Source organism: Bacillus salipaludis (genome assembly GCF_030938565.1).
Taxonomy (GTDB): Bacteria; Bacillota; Bacilli; order Bacillales; family Cytobacillaceae; genus Neobacillus; species Neobacillus salipaludis_A.
The window spans coordinates 2,202,801-2,220,624 of sequence record NZ_JAVGVR010000001.1 but is presented as its reverse complement, the minus strand read 5'-3'; the positions used below and the strand labels follow the sequence as shown (position 1 = coordinate 2,220,624).

Annotated in this window: 14 protein-coding genes and 1 pseudogene; all 15 read right to left on the bottom strand. The window is 39.0% G+C overall.

The genetic code is table 11. The features are described from left to right. Positions 1–35: 35 nt before the first annotated feature. Positions 36–773 (bottom strand): DUF881 domain-containing protein, encoded by a 738-nt coding sequence (locus tag RCG21_RS11005; RefSeq protein WP_133332516.1) that lies wholly within the window; start codon positions 771–773, stop codon positions 36–38. Continuing rightward, positions 739–1,512: a cell division protein FtsQ/DivIB gene (locus RCG21_RS11000; RefSeq protein ID WP_133332517.1), complete on the bottom strand. Its 774-nt coding sequence runs from the start codon at positions 1,510–1,512 to the stop codon at positions 739–741. The genes RCG21_RS11005 and RCG21_RS11000 overlap by 35 nt, the downstream gene beginning before the upstream one ends. Before the next feature lie 229 nt (positions 1,513–1,741). Then, positions 1,742–2,650 carry a UDP-N-acetylmuramate dehydrogenase gene (gene murB / locus RCG21_RS10995; protein WP_133332518.1) on the bottom strand — a complete coding sequence of 303 codons (909 nt, stop codon included), beginning with the start codon at positions 2,648–2,650 and terminating at the stop codon, positions 1,742–1,744. Between the two features lie 246 nt (positions 2,651–2,896). Further along, positions 2,897–3,985 (bottom strand): undecaprenyldiphospho-muramoylpentapeptide beta-N-acetylglucosaminyltransferase, encoded by a 1,089-nt coding sequence (gene murG / locus RCG21_RS10990; RefSeq protein WP_308913163.1) that lies wholly within the window; start codon positions 3,983–3,985, stop codon positions 2,897–2,899. A gap of 198 nt (positions 3,986–4,183) precedes the next feature. Then, positions 4,184–5,283 (bottom strand): annotated as a pseudogene (gene spoVE, locus RCG21_RS10985) (stage V sporulation protein E). A gap of 115 nt (positions 5,284–5,398) precedes the next feature. Next, positions 5,399–6,751 (bottom strand): UDP-N-acetylmuramoyl-L-alanine--D-glutamate ligase, encoded by a 1,353-nt coding sequence (gene murD, locus RCG21_RS10980; protein WP_308913162.1) that lies wholly within the window; start codon positions 6,749–6,751, stop codon positions 5,399–5,401. After that, positions 6,752–7,726 (bottom strand): phospho-N-acetylmuramoyl-pentapeptide-transferase, encoded by a 975-nt coding sequence (gene mraY, locus RCG21_RS10975; RefSeq protein ID WP_026574792.1) that lies wholly within the window; start codon positions 7,724–7,726, stop codon positions 6,752–6,754. It lies immediately after the preceding gene. Position 7,727: 1 nt separating this feature from the next. Then, positions 7,728–8,183, bottom strand: a complete 456-nt coding sequence (locus RCG21_RS10970; RefSeq protein ID WP_133332521.1) for a hypothetical protein — start codon at positions 8,181–8,183, stop codon at positions 7,728–7,730. A 3-nt stretch (positions 8,184–8,186) separates the two neighbouring features. Then, a complete protein-coding gene (locus RCG21_RS10965) occupies positions 8,187–9,647 on the bottom strand; it encodes a UDP-N-acetylmuramoyl-L-alanyl-D-glutamate--2,6-diaminopimelate ligase (protein ID WP_308913161.1) in 1,461 nt (486 codons plus the stop codon). A 246-nt stretch (positions 9,648–9,893) separates the two neighbouring features. Further along, entirely contained in the window at positions 9,894–11,813 is a 1,920-nt protein-coding gene (locus tag RCG21_RS10960; RefSeq protein WP_133332523.1) for a stage V sporulation protein D, read from the bottom strand. A gap of 111 nt (positions 11,814–11,924) precedes the next feature. Further along, on the bottom strand, positions 11,925–14,132 hold the full coding sequence (locus tag RCG21_RS10955; protein WP_133332524.1) for a penicillin-binding protein: 2,208 nt from the start codon (positions 14,130–14,132) through the stop codon (positions 11,925–11,927). Beyond that, positions 14,129–14,491: a cell division protein FtsL gene (gene ftsL, locus RCG21_RS10950; RefSeq protein WP_133332525.1), complete on the bottom strand. Its 363-nt coding sequence runs from the start codon at positions 14,489–14,491 to the stop codon at positions 14,129–14,131. Before ftsL ends, RCG21_RS10955 begins: the two co-directional genes overlap by 4 nt. Positions 14,492–14,514: 23 nt before the next feature. After that, positions 14,515–15,447, bottom strand: a complete 933-nt coding sequence (gene rsmH, locus RCG21_RS10945) for a 16S rRNA (cytosine(1402)-N(4))-methyltransferase RsmH (protein ID WP_133332526.1) — start codon at positions 15,445–15,447, stop codon at positions 14,515–14,517. 62 nt (positions 15,448–15,509) lie between these two features. Next, the gene (mraZ, locus tag RCG21_RS10940) at positions 15,510–15,941 is read right to left on the bottom strand and encodes a division/cell wall cluster transcriptional repressor MraZ (RefSeq protein WP_026574786.1); all 432 of its coding nucleotides are present in this window, start codon (positions 15,939–15,941) and stop codon (positions 15,510–15,512) included. A 146-nt stretch (positions 15,942–16,087) separates the two neighbouring features. Then, a complete protein-coding gene (bshC, locus tag RCG21_RS10935; protein WP_133332527.1) occupies positions 16,088–17,722 on the bottom strand; it encodes a bacillithiol biosynthesis cysteine-adding enzyme BshC in 1,635 nt (544 codons plus the stop codon). Between the last annotated feature and the right edge of the window lie 102 nt (positions 17,723–17,824).

The following is a 17,824-nucleotide window of genomic DNA, read 5'->3' as shown; positions in this document are numbered from 1 at the left end:
TTAATATATTAAATTGTGGACATTGTTTTCATCTACTAATTCCCTAAAATAGGATTTAGAGTTATTTCATTCTCTTGTTCAAGGCTAAAAACAATATTATCATTCACAAGCTGATCCTTTACCCCTCCGGTAAGATTTAATGCAGCAGTTAGAACATCGGGGTCTCCTATTGCCGTTATCATAAAAGGTGCCGGATGCTGCACACCATCAACAGTAATGACAGGACCATTGCAATTAATGTAGGAATGACTTGTCAGCCTTTGGCCATTGATGGCAATTGCCGCTGCACCTGAGATATATAATTCATTTATAACTTTAAACACATGGAATTCATGAACTAAATAATTATTAACATTGACCACTTTAGGGTTATAGGCACCATCCGCCAGAGTCACTTTGACCCCTCTGCCCTTTACCTTTACCTTTCCTAAAAACATCCGGTATTTCTCCGCATCTTCTGCAAGGTTGTAAAAGACCTGCGCTTCCTTCGAAAGGTCTTTTTCATTTTCAAAAACCATATTTTGCTTTTTTGCTAATTCCTTTTCAAGTTTTCTGTTTGATTCCTTTTGTGCATTCAACTGGTTCCTTAAATCAAGGGTTTTCTCCCATTGTTGGTCTGAAAGCCTCTTCGTATCACTCATGTGTTCTCTTTGAGTTAAATGATAGGAAAAGGCAATTAGATACCCAAGCACCAAACACACAAGGGACAAGATTACGTGATTACCCTTGACCTTTATCCTACCCACCTTTTTGTTCCTCCGTCTTTGTATCATATGCCTTGAAATAAGAGCCTACTTCTAAGTCAATCACCCCTTTTTTATTTGGGTCTAATTGGCTCACGATTGAAGGATAATGAACCATTTTTTCTGAAAAGCTTCTTAAGGTTGCACTCACTTCGAAACCATCATTCATAAATAAGGAGATATGATATTTGTCTGTTTTTTTCGGAGTATAGTGAATCTCAGATATGGAATTTACAATTTCAGCGGGAAGATTTTTTAGTTCATCAACCATTTCATTTAAGACAGTGCCTTCCTCGAAATCAAAAAGAATGGGAGAATTACTCGGAATTTCTTTAAACGATTTCTCCGTAAGTATTTTCCCATTTTCCATAACTGGATAATAGGAGCCTTCTTTTTTCAGGTAGGCAATTCGTTTATGCTCTTGGATGGTAATCATAATAGTGTTGGGCCATTGAATCTTAACTTTTACCTTGTTAACTTCTGAAAGTTCCTTTAATTTTTGAGAAATCTCCTTGCTCTTAACCTTCCAAATATTCGTATTTTTCGTGACCCCAGTTTTTTTGATAATTTCCTGACTGGAATATAAATCATTTCCTATCACAGTAATACGTTTAACATGGCTTAATGGTGATTGCATATAGGCGATAGCTGCAATGAATGTAAAAAAAAGAAGAAGCAGGAGAATAAGCCTTCTGTTTGCTTTTCGCCGTCTTTGCTCTTTTAACTTAGGTATTCTGTCCTCTAAAGCAACAATTTTACCTTTATCCATTCCTTTCCCCCCGTCAAAAGAACAACATTAAGCTTGTCCCCAAAAATAGCTTAAAAAATTTCCAATTTGCTTTTAAAGTGAAAACAACGGCACGAATAATCATGCCGTCATTCATTTTCTTCCGTTTTTTTATTTATGATTAGTAATTATATCACAATATTTGTCATTCGGACGAAAAATTAACGTTAGAAAAAAGCAATAAATTTTGGTATTTAACATATCACTTTTTCTATTTTCTGCCAATGATTTCTACTTCTGTTTCCATTTTAACTTCATATAAGCTATAAATCGTGTCCTTTACATATTGTATTAAAGCAAGGACATCACCAGCTGTTGCATTTCCAGCATTGACAATAAAATTGCCATGCATTTCTGAGATTTTGGCCCCGCCTATGCTATGCCCCTTTAATCCAGCCACTTCGATTAACTTTCCGGCATAGTTTGGAAGAGGATTCCGAAAAATACTTCCCGCGCAAGGAAAATTCCATGGCTGTGTTTCTTTTCGGTAATCCTTATTTTTTTGCATCTGTGAAACAATGCTTGTTTTTTCTCCCGATTCAAGTTGGAAAACAGCCTCGACCACAATTCCCGGACGTTTCTTTTGTAGTACAGATGTTCGATAGGTAAATTCCATTTCTTCGTTTGAGAGCCATTCCATTGTTCCATTTTCGAAAAGAATGAGGGCTTTCGATAATATTTTACTAATGTCCGATCCATGTGCTCCTGCATTCATATAAACTGCCCCGCCGACAGAACCTGGAATTCCACTCGCAAATTCAAGGCCTGTTAAACCCATTTTACTAATTTTTGTAGCTAAGCTTACAAGTGAATAGCCGCCGCCGACTCTAATTTCAGAATCCTTAACAGTAAGTTGATCTAAGCCGGTACCTAGTTTAATTACCACACCTTCAATTCCCTTATCAGAAACTAAAAGATTGGAACCACGACCGATTGCCCTCCATGGGAATTGATGCTTACGGACTAATTCCATTACTTTTATTAAATTTTCAGTTGAAGAGGGTTCAATAAATAAATCGGCTGGACCGCCTATTTTGATGGTGGTATGGTTTGCTAGCAGTTCGTTTTGTTTTACTTTTCCAATGTCTAATTCCTTCAATTGTTTAATTATTTCGTTCACTTAATCACCCTGACTTTCTAAACCTTTTTTATACAATTTATGCTTAAAGTGAATTTGGGCTACCTTAGTTTTTCGTTTGTTAGTTTTTTTATTAGTTGTATAAACTCATTTACGCTCCAGGCTCTCGCTTTCCGTGGGCGTTCCGGGGAGCCTCCTCGGCCGTTGAAGCGCCTGTGGGGTCTCCCCAGTTCCGTACTCCGCCGCATGGGTCTCGTGCCTTCCGCTTAAATTAATAAACTATGGTATCTAGCTCAAACTTTTTATTAAATCATAAAGTCTGTTGGCGGAATCTGGAACGCCGATTTTCTTCGCTTTGGCCTTCATGTCTTTCAGTTTTTCCTTGTTTAATAAAATTTGGTCAATGCTTCCAACGAGACTCTTGCTATTCAAATCTTTTTCTAGCAATATTTTTGCTGCACCATTTTCGCTCAATGATCTTGCATTCTTTTCCTGATGATTATTGGTAACATATGGACTTGGGACAAGAATACTTGGAATCCCAAGTGAAGTAAGCTCTGCTAACGTGGTAGCACCTGCCCTTGATACTACTAAATCAATTCCTGAGAGTACTTCGGGCATATTATGAATAAACGGCTTAATGATGACATTACTTGGATTACCGATTAACTCCACTTCTTTTTTTACATCCTCAAAATGCACATCACCGGTTATATACAAAACCTGATATGATTTACTGCCAAATTCAGATAATGCTTTTACAACCGCATCATTAATCGGTTTAGCACCACGGCTTCCGCCAAAAATAAGTACGGAAGGAGCGGTTGCACTTAAGCCGGCTGATAATCTTCCTTTCACCCCATCTTGGCCAATCACTTCTGATGCCCGGGGGTTGCCAGTAAAAACAACCTTATCTATAGGAAAATATTCTTTCGCTTCATGAAAGCAAATGGCAATTTTATTCACATAACGGCTTAGAAACTTATTGGTCAAACCTGGAACGCTGTTTTGTTCATGAATAATGGATGGAATCCCAAGTTTTGCGGCTGCATATACGACGGGACCACAAACATAGCCTCCCGTTCCAATCACAACGTCCGGTTTAAACTCTTTCAAGATCTTTTTGCTATCTCGTGTTCCTTTGAAGAATCGAAAAATTGTTTTAATATTTTCAAAGGAGATTTTTCTCCGAAACCCGGTAATATGAATTGATTTAAAAGGAATTTTTTCTCTTGGGACAAGATTGCTCTCTAAACCATTTTTCGTTCCTATGTATAAAAATTCCGCATCTTTTGTCTGTTTTTGAATTTCTCTTATAAGGGCAAGTGCAGGATAAATATGTCCTCCCGTTCCGCCTCCGCTGACAACTATCTTCATAAATACACCTCATTAATAATTGCTGCCTACGTAATTACCTTCCTCATTCTACTATAAAAATCTATAAAATAAAGTCATTGATAAAAGAATGTTATGTAAATGTAAAGAAAACTCGCCGATTGGCGAGCCGTCAGTTGAAGATAGGGGCTTAGTTGCCTTATAGTGAAAAATACCCTGTTATTAAAACAGGGCATCTAATTAATATCTTGAATAACGGCTAATATTTAATAGAACACCAATAGCCATTAACATTAAGGTCAGCGATGACCCTCCATAGCTTAGGAATGGCAGTGTAATACCCGTAACCGGCATCAGTCCTGTGACTACACCGATATTGATCATAACTTGAATCGCAACCATTGCAATAATTCCAACAGCTAGGAAGCTTCCGTACAAGTCCGGAGCACCCAGTGCGATTCGAATCCCCCTCCAAGGAGCAATGCAAACAGCAATAGGATAAATGAACCGCCGATAAATCCGAGCTCTTCAGAAAGAATCGCAAAGATAAAGTCTGTTTGCGGTTCCGGCAGGTAGAAAAACTTTTGCCGGCTTTGACCAAGACCCAATCCAAACAAACCACCCGGACCAATCGCAAGCAGCGATTGGATGATTTGAAAACCGCTTCCAAGTGGGTCAGACCAAGGATCAAGGAAAGAGGTAATCCGCTTAATACGATAAGGGGCCGAAGCAATCAACCCAACGAATCCTGCAACCCCCAGCAGTCCTAAAAAAGTAAAGTGACTAATTCGGGCACCAGCAACAAAAATCATCACCACACAAGTTCCTATCATTACTGTCCCCGTCCCAAGATCGGGCTGGAGCATTATCATGGCAAAAGCAATAAATGCAAGTCCAAGTGAAGGGATAAGCCCTTTTTTGAAGGAAGTAATAAATTTCTGCCGTTCAGATAAGTACTTCGCTAAAAAGGCAATCATTGCCAGCTTCATGAATTCAGATGGCTGAATTGAAAATGCGCCTACGCCAATCCAGCTTCTTGAACCATTTCGAACATTACCAATCCCAGGGATCAAAACAAGGACCAATAAAACAAAACAAACAATTACGATCGTTTTTGCCCATGTCCTCCAAGTCCAATAATTGATGTTCATAATGAAAAACATTGCAGCGATTCCTACCCCTGCAAATAGGGTTTGTCTTTTTGCAAAGAAGAAGGAATCATGAAATTTATATTCTGCCCATACAGCGCTGGCACTGTAAACCATTATCAGCCCAATGGCAAGAAGCGTGAAGGTTACAATCATCAAAATAAAATCAGGGGTTGTTCTCTTTGTCGGCACCACTAAACACCTCAACTACCAGTTTTAGGGCTTATAGCGAACCTCGGTGGAGAACACTATGATTGTCTAGCGCTAGCGGCCGATAGGCGCCTTGCGCTTCCCTTTGGACAAGCCCTTACTTAAGCTTATGCACGGCTTCGATAAAAATGTCTCCCCTTACTTCAAAAGTTTTATATTGATCCCAGCTGGCGCATGCAGGAGATAACAAAATAACGTCACCTGATTGGGAATACTGATAAGCCACAGGCACGGCTTCTCCAACATTATCGACACGCTTCATCATTTTTATTCCAGCCTCTTTCGCTACACGTTCAAGCTTCGGAGCAGTTTGACCAAACGTTATTAACGCTTTAACATTCCTTAAATAGGGAATCAGTTCATCAAATTCATTTCCTCTGTCCAAACCACCTGCTAATAAAATAACAGGAGTTTTGAAAGCAGCTAATGCATTTACTGTAGCTAAAATATTGGTAGCTTTTGAATCGTTATAAAATTTACGTCCGTTTATTTCACTAACATATTGCAGACGATGTTTTACTCCTGTAAATGTTTTGAGTACTTCTTGAATGGCGAGATTGTCCACCCCGGTAAGTTTGGCTGCGACAAGCGCAGATAAAATATTTTCAAGATTATGTACACCAGGCAGGGCAATATCTTTCACTTCCATCACTTTTTCACCGTTAAAACAAATCCATTCACCACAAAGATAAGCCCCTTCAGATAATTCACTTTTCGTGGAAAATGGAATAATTTTAGCCCCGGAATGACGGGCAATTTCCATCGTATCTTCTTGATCATAATTAACGATTAAATAATCATTTTCGGTTTGATTTTTTGTTATATTTGCTTTTGCCTTTATATATTCTTTCCTTGAGCCATGATAATCCAAATGAGCATCATAAATATTTGTGATAATTGCAATTTTAGGAGTGAATGCCTCAATCCCCATTAACTGAAAGGAAGATAACTCGATGACAATCGTATTTTCTTTCGTCGCCTCTTCTGCTACGCCTGAAGCCACTGTTCCAATATTACCGGCAATCAGCGGCTGCTTTTGTCCCTCCTTCAGCATTTCATAAACTAGAGTTGTGGTCGTCGTTTTTCCATTTGTACCGGTAATCCCAATAAACGGCGCTTCGGAAATTTGGTAAGCCAATTCAACCTCCGTAATGACAGAGATCCCTTTTTCAAGAGCCCCTTCAATGATTGGATTGTTATAAGGAATTCCTGGGTTTTTAACAATTAGTTCAAACCCATCATCAAGAAGCTCTACAGGATGGTCACCGCAAATAACTTTGATCCCTTCTTCCAACAATCCACGTGCTTCAGGGTTTTCCGATAATGGCTTTCGATCATTTACCGTTACAAATGCCCCAAGCTTATGTAAGAGTGCAGCAGCGGTCACCCCGCTTTTTGCAAGTCCAAGAACAAGAATCTTTTTATGACGATACGTCTCAATCTGTTTCAATTACAACCACACCTCGATATAGATTCCAAGAATCGCTAATATTAGTCCTACACTCCAAAAAGTAACAACAACTCGCCATTCAGACCAGCCGGCTAATTCATAATGGTGATGCAACGGGCTCATCCGAAAAATCCGCTTCCCTGTTGTTTTAAAAGAAATGACTTGCAGAATAACTGATAAGGTCTCAATGACGAATACGCCGCCAATAATGATGAGCAGAATTTCAAGCTTCGTTAAAATGGCAATAGCGGCAATCGCCCCGCCTAATGCAAGCGAACCAGTATCTCCCATAAAAACCTTAGCAGGATGCGCATTAAAAACTAAAAATCCTAACACTGCTCCAACAATTGCAACGGAAAAAATCGCTACCTCTACCTGCGATTGATTCCAGGCCAGTACAGCATATGCACCAAAAGCAATGGCCGCTGTACCCGATACTAACCCATCAAGTCCATCTGTTAAATTGACTGCATTGGAAAAACCTACAAGCCAAAAAATAATGAAAAAGACATAGAACCAACCTAAATCAAAGGAGTAATCTCCAAAAGGTAAAGTAATCTCCGTCGGAAAATCATTTTGTTTATAAACAAAATAAAAAATGACTGAAATAATGATTTGTCCCAAAAGTTTTTGTCTGGACGTTAACCCTAAATTTCGCTTTAATACCACCTTGATAAAATCATCAAGGAAACCGAGTAAGCCAAAGCCGAATGTCACTAGTAAAAGCAAATAGGTTTTTACGGTTGGCGCAGAAAACTTTCCGGTCATCACTAGAGTGGTAATAATAATTGAGAATAAGATCATAATCCCGCCCATTGTCGGTGTACCTGTTTTCTTTTGATGGGATTTCGGGCCTTCTTCACGAATGCTTTGTCCAAATTTTAACCTTCTTAAGAAAGGGATAAAAATGGGAGATAACAATACAGAAATTAGAAATGCCATAATGATAGTAAATAAAATAACTTGCTCCAGCATTTTATCCCCTCCTTCCTTCATCAGCTACATTTAACTTATCTGATAATTCATTCAACATCACAGCAATATCATATGTTTGTTTATTTTTGTTAAGAAGTTTTTTCTTTAAAAAATCAAATTTTGTTATATTCATTGTTTTTTCTGTTTCTCCATCTAATTTATCTATATAGTGTTGTAGGATCATCCGCAAAGCTTCCTCCGGATCTTCCACAAGAAAAACCGGAAAGTGGTTCGGAGTATAGCGCGGCAGCTGTTTTTCTTTATCCCAAATGGCAGCGATTGCCCCATTGGCAAGTGCCTCTTTTAGTTCACCTGATTCTTCACTGAGTGGTACAAAAATCCCTTTCGGCTGAATTGCCGCTGATTGGTCCGTTACCGTATAAAAAGTTAGAGTGGGATCATGGGCGCCCCGAACTTCATGAATGAAATTGGCAACATCATTATAAACTAAATACATCTCCTATCTCCCCTTGAGTGCATCTTGAGCTACAAGCCGGTCATCAAAATCATATACCTTGCTACCAATAATTTGATAGGTTTCATGACCTTTACCGGCAATAAGAATTACATCACCTTCAGATGCACGTTCAACTGCTGCTTCAATTGCCATTTTTCTGTCGGGTATAACTTCAAAGCTTAAACCTTGTACTCCTGAAACCATATCATTAAGTATGGCCATTGGATCCTCACTTCTTGGATTATCTGATGTAAATATCGGGTCTGTCGCAAATTTGCAGGCAATTTGAGCCATCAGAGGTCTTTTCGTGCGGTCCCGGTCACCCCCACAGCCAACAACGACAAATATTTTTTTCTGGGCGAATTGCCGGACTGTCTTCAAAACATTTTCCAAGCTGTCAGGTGTATGCGCATAATCAACGATGATTGTAAAGTTTTGACCTTTATCAACTAGTTCAAATCTTCCCGCCACTCCTTTAATACTTTGAATTGACTGGATAATTTGCGTTATGGGCACGGCTGAAACGATTGAAGCTGAAACGCTTGCTAACACATTATACACATTGAATTTCCCTAAGAGCTGCATTTTAACCGGATATCTTTCCTTGTTAATGATTAATTCGAAGCTTGTGCCAAAGGACTTCATTTGAATATTTTCCGCCCGGATATCCGCATGGTTGTTAATCCCGTATGTAATGACATGCGCAGCCGTAGATTTTTCAAATAATACCGAAGCAGGCTCATCTGCATTCAAAATGGCAAATTTCGGTTTGCTTTTTTCAAAGGTATTTCCGAGCTGGGAAAATAGCAAGCATTTTGCCCGATGGTAATCTTCCATGGTTTTATGGTAATCAAGATGATCCTGGGATAAATTCGTAAAAACCGCAACATCATAATCACAGCCATGGACCCTTCCCATATCTAAAGCATGGGAAGAAACCTCCATTACCGCTAGTTCAACATCGGCCTTGACCATTTGCTGAAAATTTTTTTGCAATGTCAGACTATCAGGGGTCGTATTTTTGGTTTCAATTGTCCTATCACCAATTTTTGTATACATCGTTCCAATCAAGCCAGTTTTCTTCCCCGCATCTGCAAAAATCTTTTCAATTAAATGACTAGTGGTGGTTTTCCCGTTCGTTCCGGTAATGCCAATTAAATGCATTTTTTTCGATGGCTGCCCGTAATAGGCATCGGCAAGGACCGCCATGGCACGATGAGTATCCTTTACTAAAATAACCGGTACATCAAGCGGAAGTATTTTTTCGGCAAGAACAGCGGCTGCACCATTCATAACAGCGGCTTTTGCATAATCATGACCATCCACTGTGTAGCCTTTAATACAAATAAATAAACTTCCCTTTTGCACCTTACGGCTATCGTTTTCAATCGATGAAATTTCCGGATCGGCGCCCGAATAAGGGACTAATGAATGCAAATATTCAAGTAGATTTTGTAGCTTCATGTTCTCTCAAATCCTCTCATGACCAGGAAGTACATGGCTGCCTAATTTGAAGAAGGTTAAAATATTCTACTTCGAGTATTCCAGCTCCAGTGCCCAGCCCTTAAGGTTGCTTTTAGGACTAACCAGGCGCATCAGCTTTTCTTATTTTACATGAAAATAAAACCAAATTCCATTCTACCATTAATTGCAGCGGAAAAATAGGCGGCAGAATACATATTCCAGCCGCCTACCCCATTACTTTTAATTCTATTCACCATTGCCAAAATAAAGTCTAATTTTCGAACCCTCTTTTAATTTTGTTCCCGGTGCAGGGGATTGCCTTACCACTGTATCACCTTCACCACTTGCATCAATTTTCAAATTGATCATTTGTTCGCCAATTTCACTTTTTGTCAATCCAACCAGGTCAGGCAGTTCAATTACCGGGACATCATCCCAAGCCTTTTTCTTTTCAATTTGGTTTTTACGTGGCTCAACCCCCATGGCTCGCAAACTATCCTTCATGATATTTCCAACTATTGGCGCTGTAACCTGACCCCCGAATTGAACAACTCCCTTCGGATTATCGACAGCCACATAAACAACTAGCTGCGGGTCATCCGCTGGCGCAAACCCTATAAAGGAAACAATATGATTATTTTCTAGATAACGTCCATTTTGTGCTTTTTGGGCCGTCCCTGTCTTACCGCCAATTCGATAAGAGTCAACAAATGCTTTACCACCAGTCCCTTGAGCAACAACACTTTCAAGTGCATTGCGAACCTTTTTAGACGTTGCCTCAGAAATCACTCTTCGTTTTGCTACGGGTGAATTTCTCATAACTACTTCATTTGTTAAAGGATCATCAATCTCTTTCGCAATATACGGTTTATACAAAATTCCTCCGTTAATAGCCGCCGCAACCGCTGTAACCTGTTGAATGGGGGTAACTGATACCCCTTGGCCAAATGCCGTAGTCGCTAATTCAACCGGACCGACCCGATTTAAATTAAATAAAATCCCTGTACCTTCTCCTTGTAAATCAATTCCTGTCTTTTGGCCAAATCCGAAATCCTTTATATATTTAAACAATGTATCTTTACCTAAACGCTCTCCTAATTCTACAAATCCAGGGTTACATGAATTTTGTACAACCTGTAAAAATGTTTCACTGCCATGCCCTCCGCGCTTCCAGCATCTCAGCCTCGCCCCCGCAACGGTAACATATCCAGGATCATGAAATTGATCCTTCTCTAAATTCACCTTTCCCTCTTCTAGTGCAGCAGCAAGGGTAATAATCTTAAAGGTAGAACCAGGCTCATAGGTTGACCATACTGGAAGATTCCGGTTGTAAACCTCCTGCGAAACATTTCTAAAATTAGAAGGATTAAATGTAGGGCGGCTGGACATTGCTAATATTTCTCCATTATTAGGGTTCATAGCAATGGCTATAATTCCATCTGGATTATACTTAGCCTCGGCAATATCTAACTCCCTTTCCACAATGGTTTGGATCTTTGTATCTATGGTTAATTTTAAATTAAGACCATTTTTAGGCGGTTCATAATCATCCGCCATATCGTTCATCCGCTGTCCTTTTGCGTTTGCATAAAACTTTACGGAACCCCGGTCCCCGCTAAGTTCCTTATCATAATACTTCTCAAGACCCATCAGGCCCTGGTTATCCACTCCGGCAAAACCAAGAACATGAGAAAGATAGCTTCCATATGGGTAATGGCGTTTAGAATCCTCACCAATATAGATTCCATCAAGACCTAATGCCCTTATTTCTTTGGCCTTTTCATGGGATATTTTCCTTCCCTCTTTGATTCTGACAATCGATTGTCCTTGGGTAATTTCTTTATATGCCTTTTCCTTAGTTATATTTAGCACGGAGGCAAGTTTTTCAGCCGTTTCCGCTGGGTTTTTAATTTGTCTTGGAACAACCCAAACCGTTGGAGCACTGACATTTGTTGCAAGCGGGACCCCATTTCGGTCGACAATCTCTCCTCGCTCAGGCTCAAAGGGTATATTTCGGCTCCACGAATCTTTGGCTTTTCCTGTAAGCATATCACCAAGAACAAACTGTACATACCCAAGCCGGACATCGATAATTAAAAAGACAAGTATTCCAACGAAAAGTGCAATCATTAACCGTTTACGGACAGTTACATTTGAAACACGCATACTTTGAACGAGCCTCCTTTGTGTGGTCGTTCCATTTATATGCTTGTACAAAAAAAATTAGACCGTTAAGAAATAAGAAAACTCACCCTTTGATGAAAGGGCGAGTTTTCCTTAATCGCTAATATTTTGATCAGGTTTTTTTTCTTGACTGGCATCCTCTGTGTTTATTGACTGCTGCTCGGGAGTTTGCAATTGTACAATCAAATTATCTCCCTTTTTTAACGTAGCTCCAGGACTAATATTCTGCTTCACTACATACCCGCTGCCTGCAACGTTAAACTTCAAATTCGCTATTTTTGCAAGCTGCATAACATCACGGAGTGACCAGCCTGTCATATCAGGAGCAAACATCTTACCTTTCGTACCTAATAAAACCTTTTCTCCTTCGAGAATGGTTGTTCCAGCTTTAGGAAGCTGGGTGGTTACTTCCGGTCCTTTTCCAAGCACAATCGGACTAAATCCTTGATTATTTAAATTTTTTACAGTTTCTGTTATTGCATCACCAGTGAAATTTCCAAGCTTAATCGAACTAGGCTTTTGAAGTTTCGATGGACGGATATTTAAGTATTGCAAACTATTTTTCATTACCGGTTTAAAAATCTCTGAAACAGGGCGTGAGCCAAATTCATAGTTGTCTACTTGCGGCTGTTGCACTGCAACATAAACAATTAATTTCGGATCATTTTTTGGCGCCATTCCAAGAAAGGAGAAAATATAATTCTGTGAACCAGTTAAATATCCCCCGCCATTTGGGTTTGGGATATTCGCTGTCCCGGTTTTACCAGCGACGCTATATCCATCAATTTTGTAGCGACCGCCTGTCCCATTTTTTGAAGTAACAACTGTTTCAAGATAATTACGAACAGTTTTTGCGGTTTCAGCAGTTATTGGTGTGGATACCACTTCAGGTTTGTTTTCTTTAATCGTTTTTCCGGTATCGTGATTGACAATTTTCTCTACTACATGAGGTTTCATCATTTTACCATCATTGGCAATCGATGTTGCTGCCTGAATTTGCTCAATTGGTGTTATCGCTGTACCTTGTCCAAAGGCTGTTGTTACTTTTTCGATTGGGTAATTATACTGAATTTTTCCTGATGCTTCATTGGGAAGATCGATTCCGGTCGGCCGGTCAAATCCGAATTTACTTAAATACTCTCGGAATTTCTCAAAGCCTAATTTTTCATGAGCTATTTTTGCGAAGGCAACATTCGATGAACGCTGCAAACCTTCTAAAAAGGAGATGGTTCCCCAGCCAGAATAATTATGATCATGTATCGCCGGTGACCTTGGAGAAACCTGATAGGATCCTGATTTATACAATTCATTCGGGTTGAAAACCCCTTCATTCACCGCTGCGGCAAGCGTGAAAATCTTCATGGTCGAACCAGGTTCATATGAGGTTTCAATGGCTTCATTATGCCAGCTGTCCGTAATGCCTTCTTTCGTTTTCGGGTCAAAAGACGGACGCTGCCCCATCGCTAAAATATCACCTGTTTTCGGATCTGCTACAATCGCAATAATTTTTTTCGGATTATATTCCTTTGCAACCTTATTCATGGCATCTTCTAAAAATGTTTGGATTTTCTGATCTATTGTTAAATAAACATCATCCCCATCCTTTGCAGGGGTGATGTTTTCCTTTTTATCCGGAAGTATATAGCCCCATAAGTCACTTTCGTAATTTATTTTTCCATTTGAGCCTGTTAGGTAATTATTTAGAGATTTCTCAATTCCCATCTGTCCTACTATTTTATTATCTTTTTTTTCATCAGGGTCAGCATATCCTACTAAATGAGAGGCAAATATCCCGTTTGGATAGAAACGCTTCATTTGTGGGATAAAGGTAATACCCGGAAGCTTTAAAGCCTCAATTTTCCTTTTCGTTTCAATCGAGATATCTTTTCCGGCAGAGCCAAATTGAACTTCAAACAATTTTTGGGTTAATCTACTATAAATCTCAGACTCATCCATATCAATATATTTGGCCAATTCTTCTGCAGTTTTATGCGGATCCTTAACATGCATGGGATGTTTCGGGTCCGTCGTCATCTTTTTACTTAAAATGGCAAGAAGTGTATAAGAAGCGGTGTCTTCTGCGACGACTTCTCCGTTTCGATCATAAATAATCCCTCTGGAGGCTTCAAGTGTTCCGACCCTTGTATATTTTTTCTGTGCCTTCGCTGCAAGCGGCTGACCGGCAGCTTCCCCGGATATTTCGATTGAAAAATATCGGAAAAGCAATATAAAAAAGAGCAGGCCGAATATTCCAAATAAACAGGCTGCTCCAACATTCATATAGGGCTGTTTCTTAATCATTTTTGCACAACCTTGACGTTATTTTCGTTTAAAACGAGTCCCATTTCCTTTGCTTTTTCATAAATACGTTCATACGTACTTAGTTCGCTAACTTGTACTTTTAAGTCATTGTTTACTTTCTTTTGCTTCTCAATTGATGTTTCAGTTTCTTGAATCGATTTGTTCACCTGCCATATTTGCGACTGGTTCGAAATCATGTGAACAGCACCAAAACAAACCATACCGGCAAACGCAATCCCGAGTACTTTTTCCCCGGGTGTAAGCCAGGACTTCTTAGCTTTTACTTTTTGTATTAGTTTTTCTTGAACGGTTTCAGTCACTTGTTGCTGCTCTTGATATTTCCTGGCAAGATTACTCAAATTTTTTCCCCTCCAGCAATTTTTTATATTTTTTCTGCAATACGAAGCTTCGCAGATCGGGCACGATTGTTTTGTTCGAGTTCTTCTTCAGATGGAAGAATGGGTTTTCGAGAGATTAATTTTAACGTTGGTTTGTATTGTTCTGGAATAATCGGTAAACCATGGGGTAAATCAGGGGCAACGCTAGCTTTTTTAAATGCCGCCTTACAAATTCGGTCCTCTAATGAGTGGAAGGTAATCACACTGATTCTTCCTCCCGGATTTAAAATATCCATTGCTTGGTTTAATGATTGTTCAAAAACGGATAATTCGTCGTTTACTGCAATTCTTATCGCCTGAAAAACCCTCTTGGCAGGATGTCCGCCTTTTCTTCGGGCGGGTGCAGGGATTGCGTCCTTTATTAATTCAACCAATTCCGCTGTTGTCTCAATTGGTCTGGATTCTCGGGCTGCTTCAATTTTCCTTGCAATTTGCTTAGAAAATTTCTCTTCACCATAGCGAAAAAAGATTCGGACTAAATCTTCATATTCCCAGTGATTAACGACATCATAGGCAGAAGTGTGTGCTTCACGATCCATTCTCATATCTAATGGAGCATCATGATGATAGCTGAATCCTCTTTCCGGTGTGTCTAACTGTGGGGATGATACTCCCAAATCATAAAGAACACCATCAACTTTCTTAATTCCTAAGGCTTGGAGCTCATCTTTTAAATATAAAAAATTGCTTTTAATAATCGTTAATTTTTCAAGATTAGACGATAACTTTTCTTTGGCATTGGCAATCGCCACTTCATCCTGATCAAAGGCAAATAATCTTCCCTCTGCCCCTAATTTCGAAAGAATGAGCTCACTATGGCCCGCTCCGCCTAATGTACAGTCAACGTAAATACCATCCGGTTTGATATTTAAGCCTTCTACCGCTTCGTTTAATAACACAGTTGTATGTTCAAACATTTTCCAATTCTCCTTATCGAATCAAACGATATATAATAAGTTATGTTTATATAACTTTTCCATTATATATCAAAGCCAATCATATTTTCTGCAATCTCAGCAAAAGAATCCTCAGATTGCACAAAATAGTCTTCCCAAATCTGCTTGCTCCAGATCTCAATTCGATTGGAAACACCTAAGACAACACATTCTTTTTCTAATTTTGCATATTGAAGTAATGGGGCAGGAATATTAATCCTTCCTTGCTTGTCCAACTCGCTTTCAGTTGCACCTGAGAAGAAAAATCGAGTAAAAGCACGGGCATCTTTCTTAGTTAGTGGTAAGCCTTTAAGTTTTTCTTCTATCACTTTCCACTCTGTTAATGGGTAACCAAACAAACATTGATCCAAACCTCTCGTGATAATGAACATTTCACCAAGATCATCACGGAATTTGGAGGGCACGATGATACGGCCTTTATTATCGATGCTGTGATGGTATTCACCCATGAACATACCCGCTACCCCCACTTTCTATATAAAATGTACCACATTCCCCCACTTTCCTCCACTTATTTTTACTATTCGTTCTAAAGATTTAAAATCCCTTTAAAACTTGTAATTTTTCTCAAAAAAAAGAAACTTCACAAAACGGGAAGTTTCTACATTTTAATTATTTTATGCCGTCCATCAAACTCAAAACTTAATTGCATTACATCACTAATGAGATTAAGCCCATATTGATTTAAATAATAAAACACATTCCATGTTCTCTCCTGCGGGAACCCGTCAGGTCTTAATGAAAGATCCACACGTCCATATTTTCTTAGGATGACATCGTGTTTTAATTTTACCGAATCATCTAGTTTCTTTTGCATAAATTCAATTTCTTCTACAAGTTTTTTCTCATTTTTCTTTAATAATGGCAAAAGTCCTTTATCAAGCTGGGCAGTCTTTGCCTCAATCAGACGGTATTGCGAAGCCAATTGTTCCTTTGTTGCTAAGAAGAGTTCTTCAGCTTCTTTATCTTTGATTGAGTCAAGAAACAATTCTTTGTCGGTTGTTGTCCCCTTGGTTAAAACAGTAGACAAAGTTAAATTTAGCTCATTCATGTCCGTTTCAACAGAGCGGTCAAGCAGAGTAATATTCAGCCTTGGCACAATCGGGGGCATTTTCATATTAAACAATTCAAAAACATGCTTAAGTTCTGCCCAATAAGAGATTTCCCCCGGGCCAGCAATGAACGCAATGGTTGGGAAAAGTAATTCCTGCATTAAAGGTCTTGTTACCACATTATTGCTCAATCTGCCGGGATCTTTTGCTGCAATCTCCACTAATTCTTCTTTTGTAAAGGAGATGACTCCACTTTTCCCCACAAACCGGTCTATTTCTAGATTGTATTCCAGGAGAATTCGTTCGTTCATTCTTTCATCGCAATAGAAAAGATTCGCAGCCTGATCGTGTGCTTCAATCGTTATCGGGTAACCCTTTTGACTAATCAGATCCTGCTGTTTTAGCAAAGAATAAGTAATCGAGTTATGATGAATAATTTGTTCTGTCAAAAATTCTTTTTGAATCTGGCGAAAAAATCGGTCACCTGAATCAACAATTAACAAGCCGTAATCTTTAAACATTTCCATGACAATGTTTGCAAAAAAGTCTACAAACGTATCCGATTTGCTTATTTGCTCTTCTGCAAATTCAATAAGACGATTGGTATGATTGGTTTCACCAAAGTTTTCAATCACATTTCGTACCCATGCAAGACATACATCTTTATCCAAGTGAATATCAGAAACCATTTTCTTTTGAAAAACTTTCTCTGGATAAATCCATTTATCCATTCGGTTTTCTACCGGAACAAAAACGTGATTTACTTCCTGAAAATCATGATCCTCACCGGCAATCCAAAAAACAGGAATAACAGGTACACCAAGCTGTCTCTCTTTTTGCTCAGCTAATTTAATGATGGAAATAACTTTATGTATCGAATAAAGTGGTCCCGTTAGTATTCCTGCCTGCTGCCCGCCAATGACAACTACACTTTTAGGATTTAACAGTTTTTCAAGTGAATTTTCCACTGCCTTTGAAGAGGGATATTTCTTCATGAACTCTCTAATGTGTGCAGTTAATTCTGCGCGGGGGAAGCTTCGATTTTTCAACTCTGTTAATCGATCCTGGTCGTCGGATATTTGATTATAACGATAGTGGAAAAATGATTGTATATCAGCTGCCTGCTCCAAATAATTAGAAGCAAATCGGTTTACAGCCGGTAAAGAGAGATTTAAAATCTCCATTTATGTACATCCTTTCTAATCAACCATATTCATTCCTTAAGAGTATAGCATTAACCACTCTTTTTCAAAAAAAACTTTGCTTGTGAAAATTCTTGAAAACAA

Excerpts from the sequence above, each read along its gene's own strand:
- RCG21_RS11005 (WP_133332516.1), bottom strand. The coding sequence starts at position 773 with ATGATACAAAGACGGAGGAACAAAAAGGTGGGTAGGATAAAGGTCAAG.
- RCG21_RS11000 (WP_133332517.1), bottom strand. The coding sequence starts at position 1,512 with ATGGATAAAGGTAAAATTGTTGCTTTAGAGGACAGAATACCTAAGTTA.
- murG (WP_308913163.1), bottom strand. The coding sequence starts at position 3,985 with ATGAAGATAGTTGTCAGCGGAGGCGGAACGGGAGGACATATTTATCCT.
- mraY (WP_026574792.1), bottom strand. The coding sequence starts at position 7,726 with ATGCTGGAGCAAGTTATTTTATTTACTATCATTATGGCATTTCTAATT.
- RCG21_RS10970 (WP_133332521.1), bottom strand. The coding sequence starts at position 8,183 with ATGTATTTAGTTTATAATGATGTTGCCAATTTCATTCATGAAGTTCGG.
- RCG21_RS10965 (WP_308913161.1), bottom strand. The coding sequence starts at position 9,647 with ATGAAGCTACAAAATCTACTTGAATATTTGCATTCATTAGTCCCTTAT.
- RCG21_RS10960 (WP_133332523.1), bottom strand. The coding sequence starts at position 11,813 with ATGCGTGTTTCAAATGTAACTGTCCGTAAACGGTTAATGATTGCACTT.
- RCG21_RS10955 (WP_133332524.1), bottom strand. The coding sequence starts at position 14,132 with ATGATTAAGAAACAGCCCTATATGAATGTTGGAGCAGCCTGTTTATTT.
- rsmH (WP_133332526.1), bottom strand. The coding sequence starts at position 15,447 with ATGTTTGAACATACAACTGTGTTATTAAACGAAGCGGTAGAAGGCTTA.
- mraZ (WP_026574786.1), bottom strand. The coding sequence starts at position 15,941 with ATGTTCATGGGTGAATACCATCACAGCATCGATAATAAAGGCCGTATC.
- bshC (WP_133332527.1), bottom strand. The coding sequence starts at position 17,722 with ATGGAGATTTTAAATCTCTCTTTACCGGCTGTAAACCGATTTGCTTCT.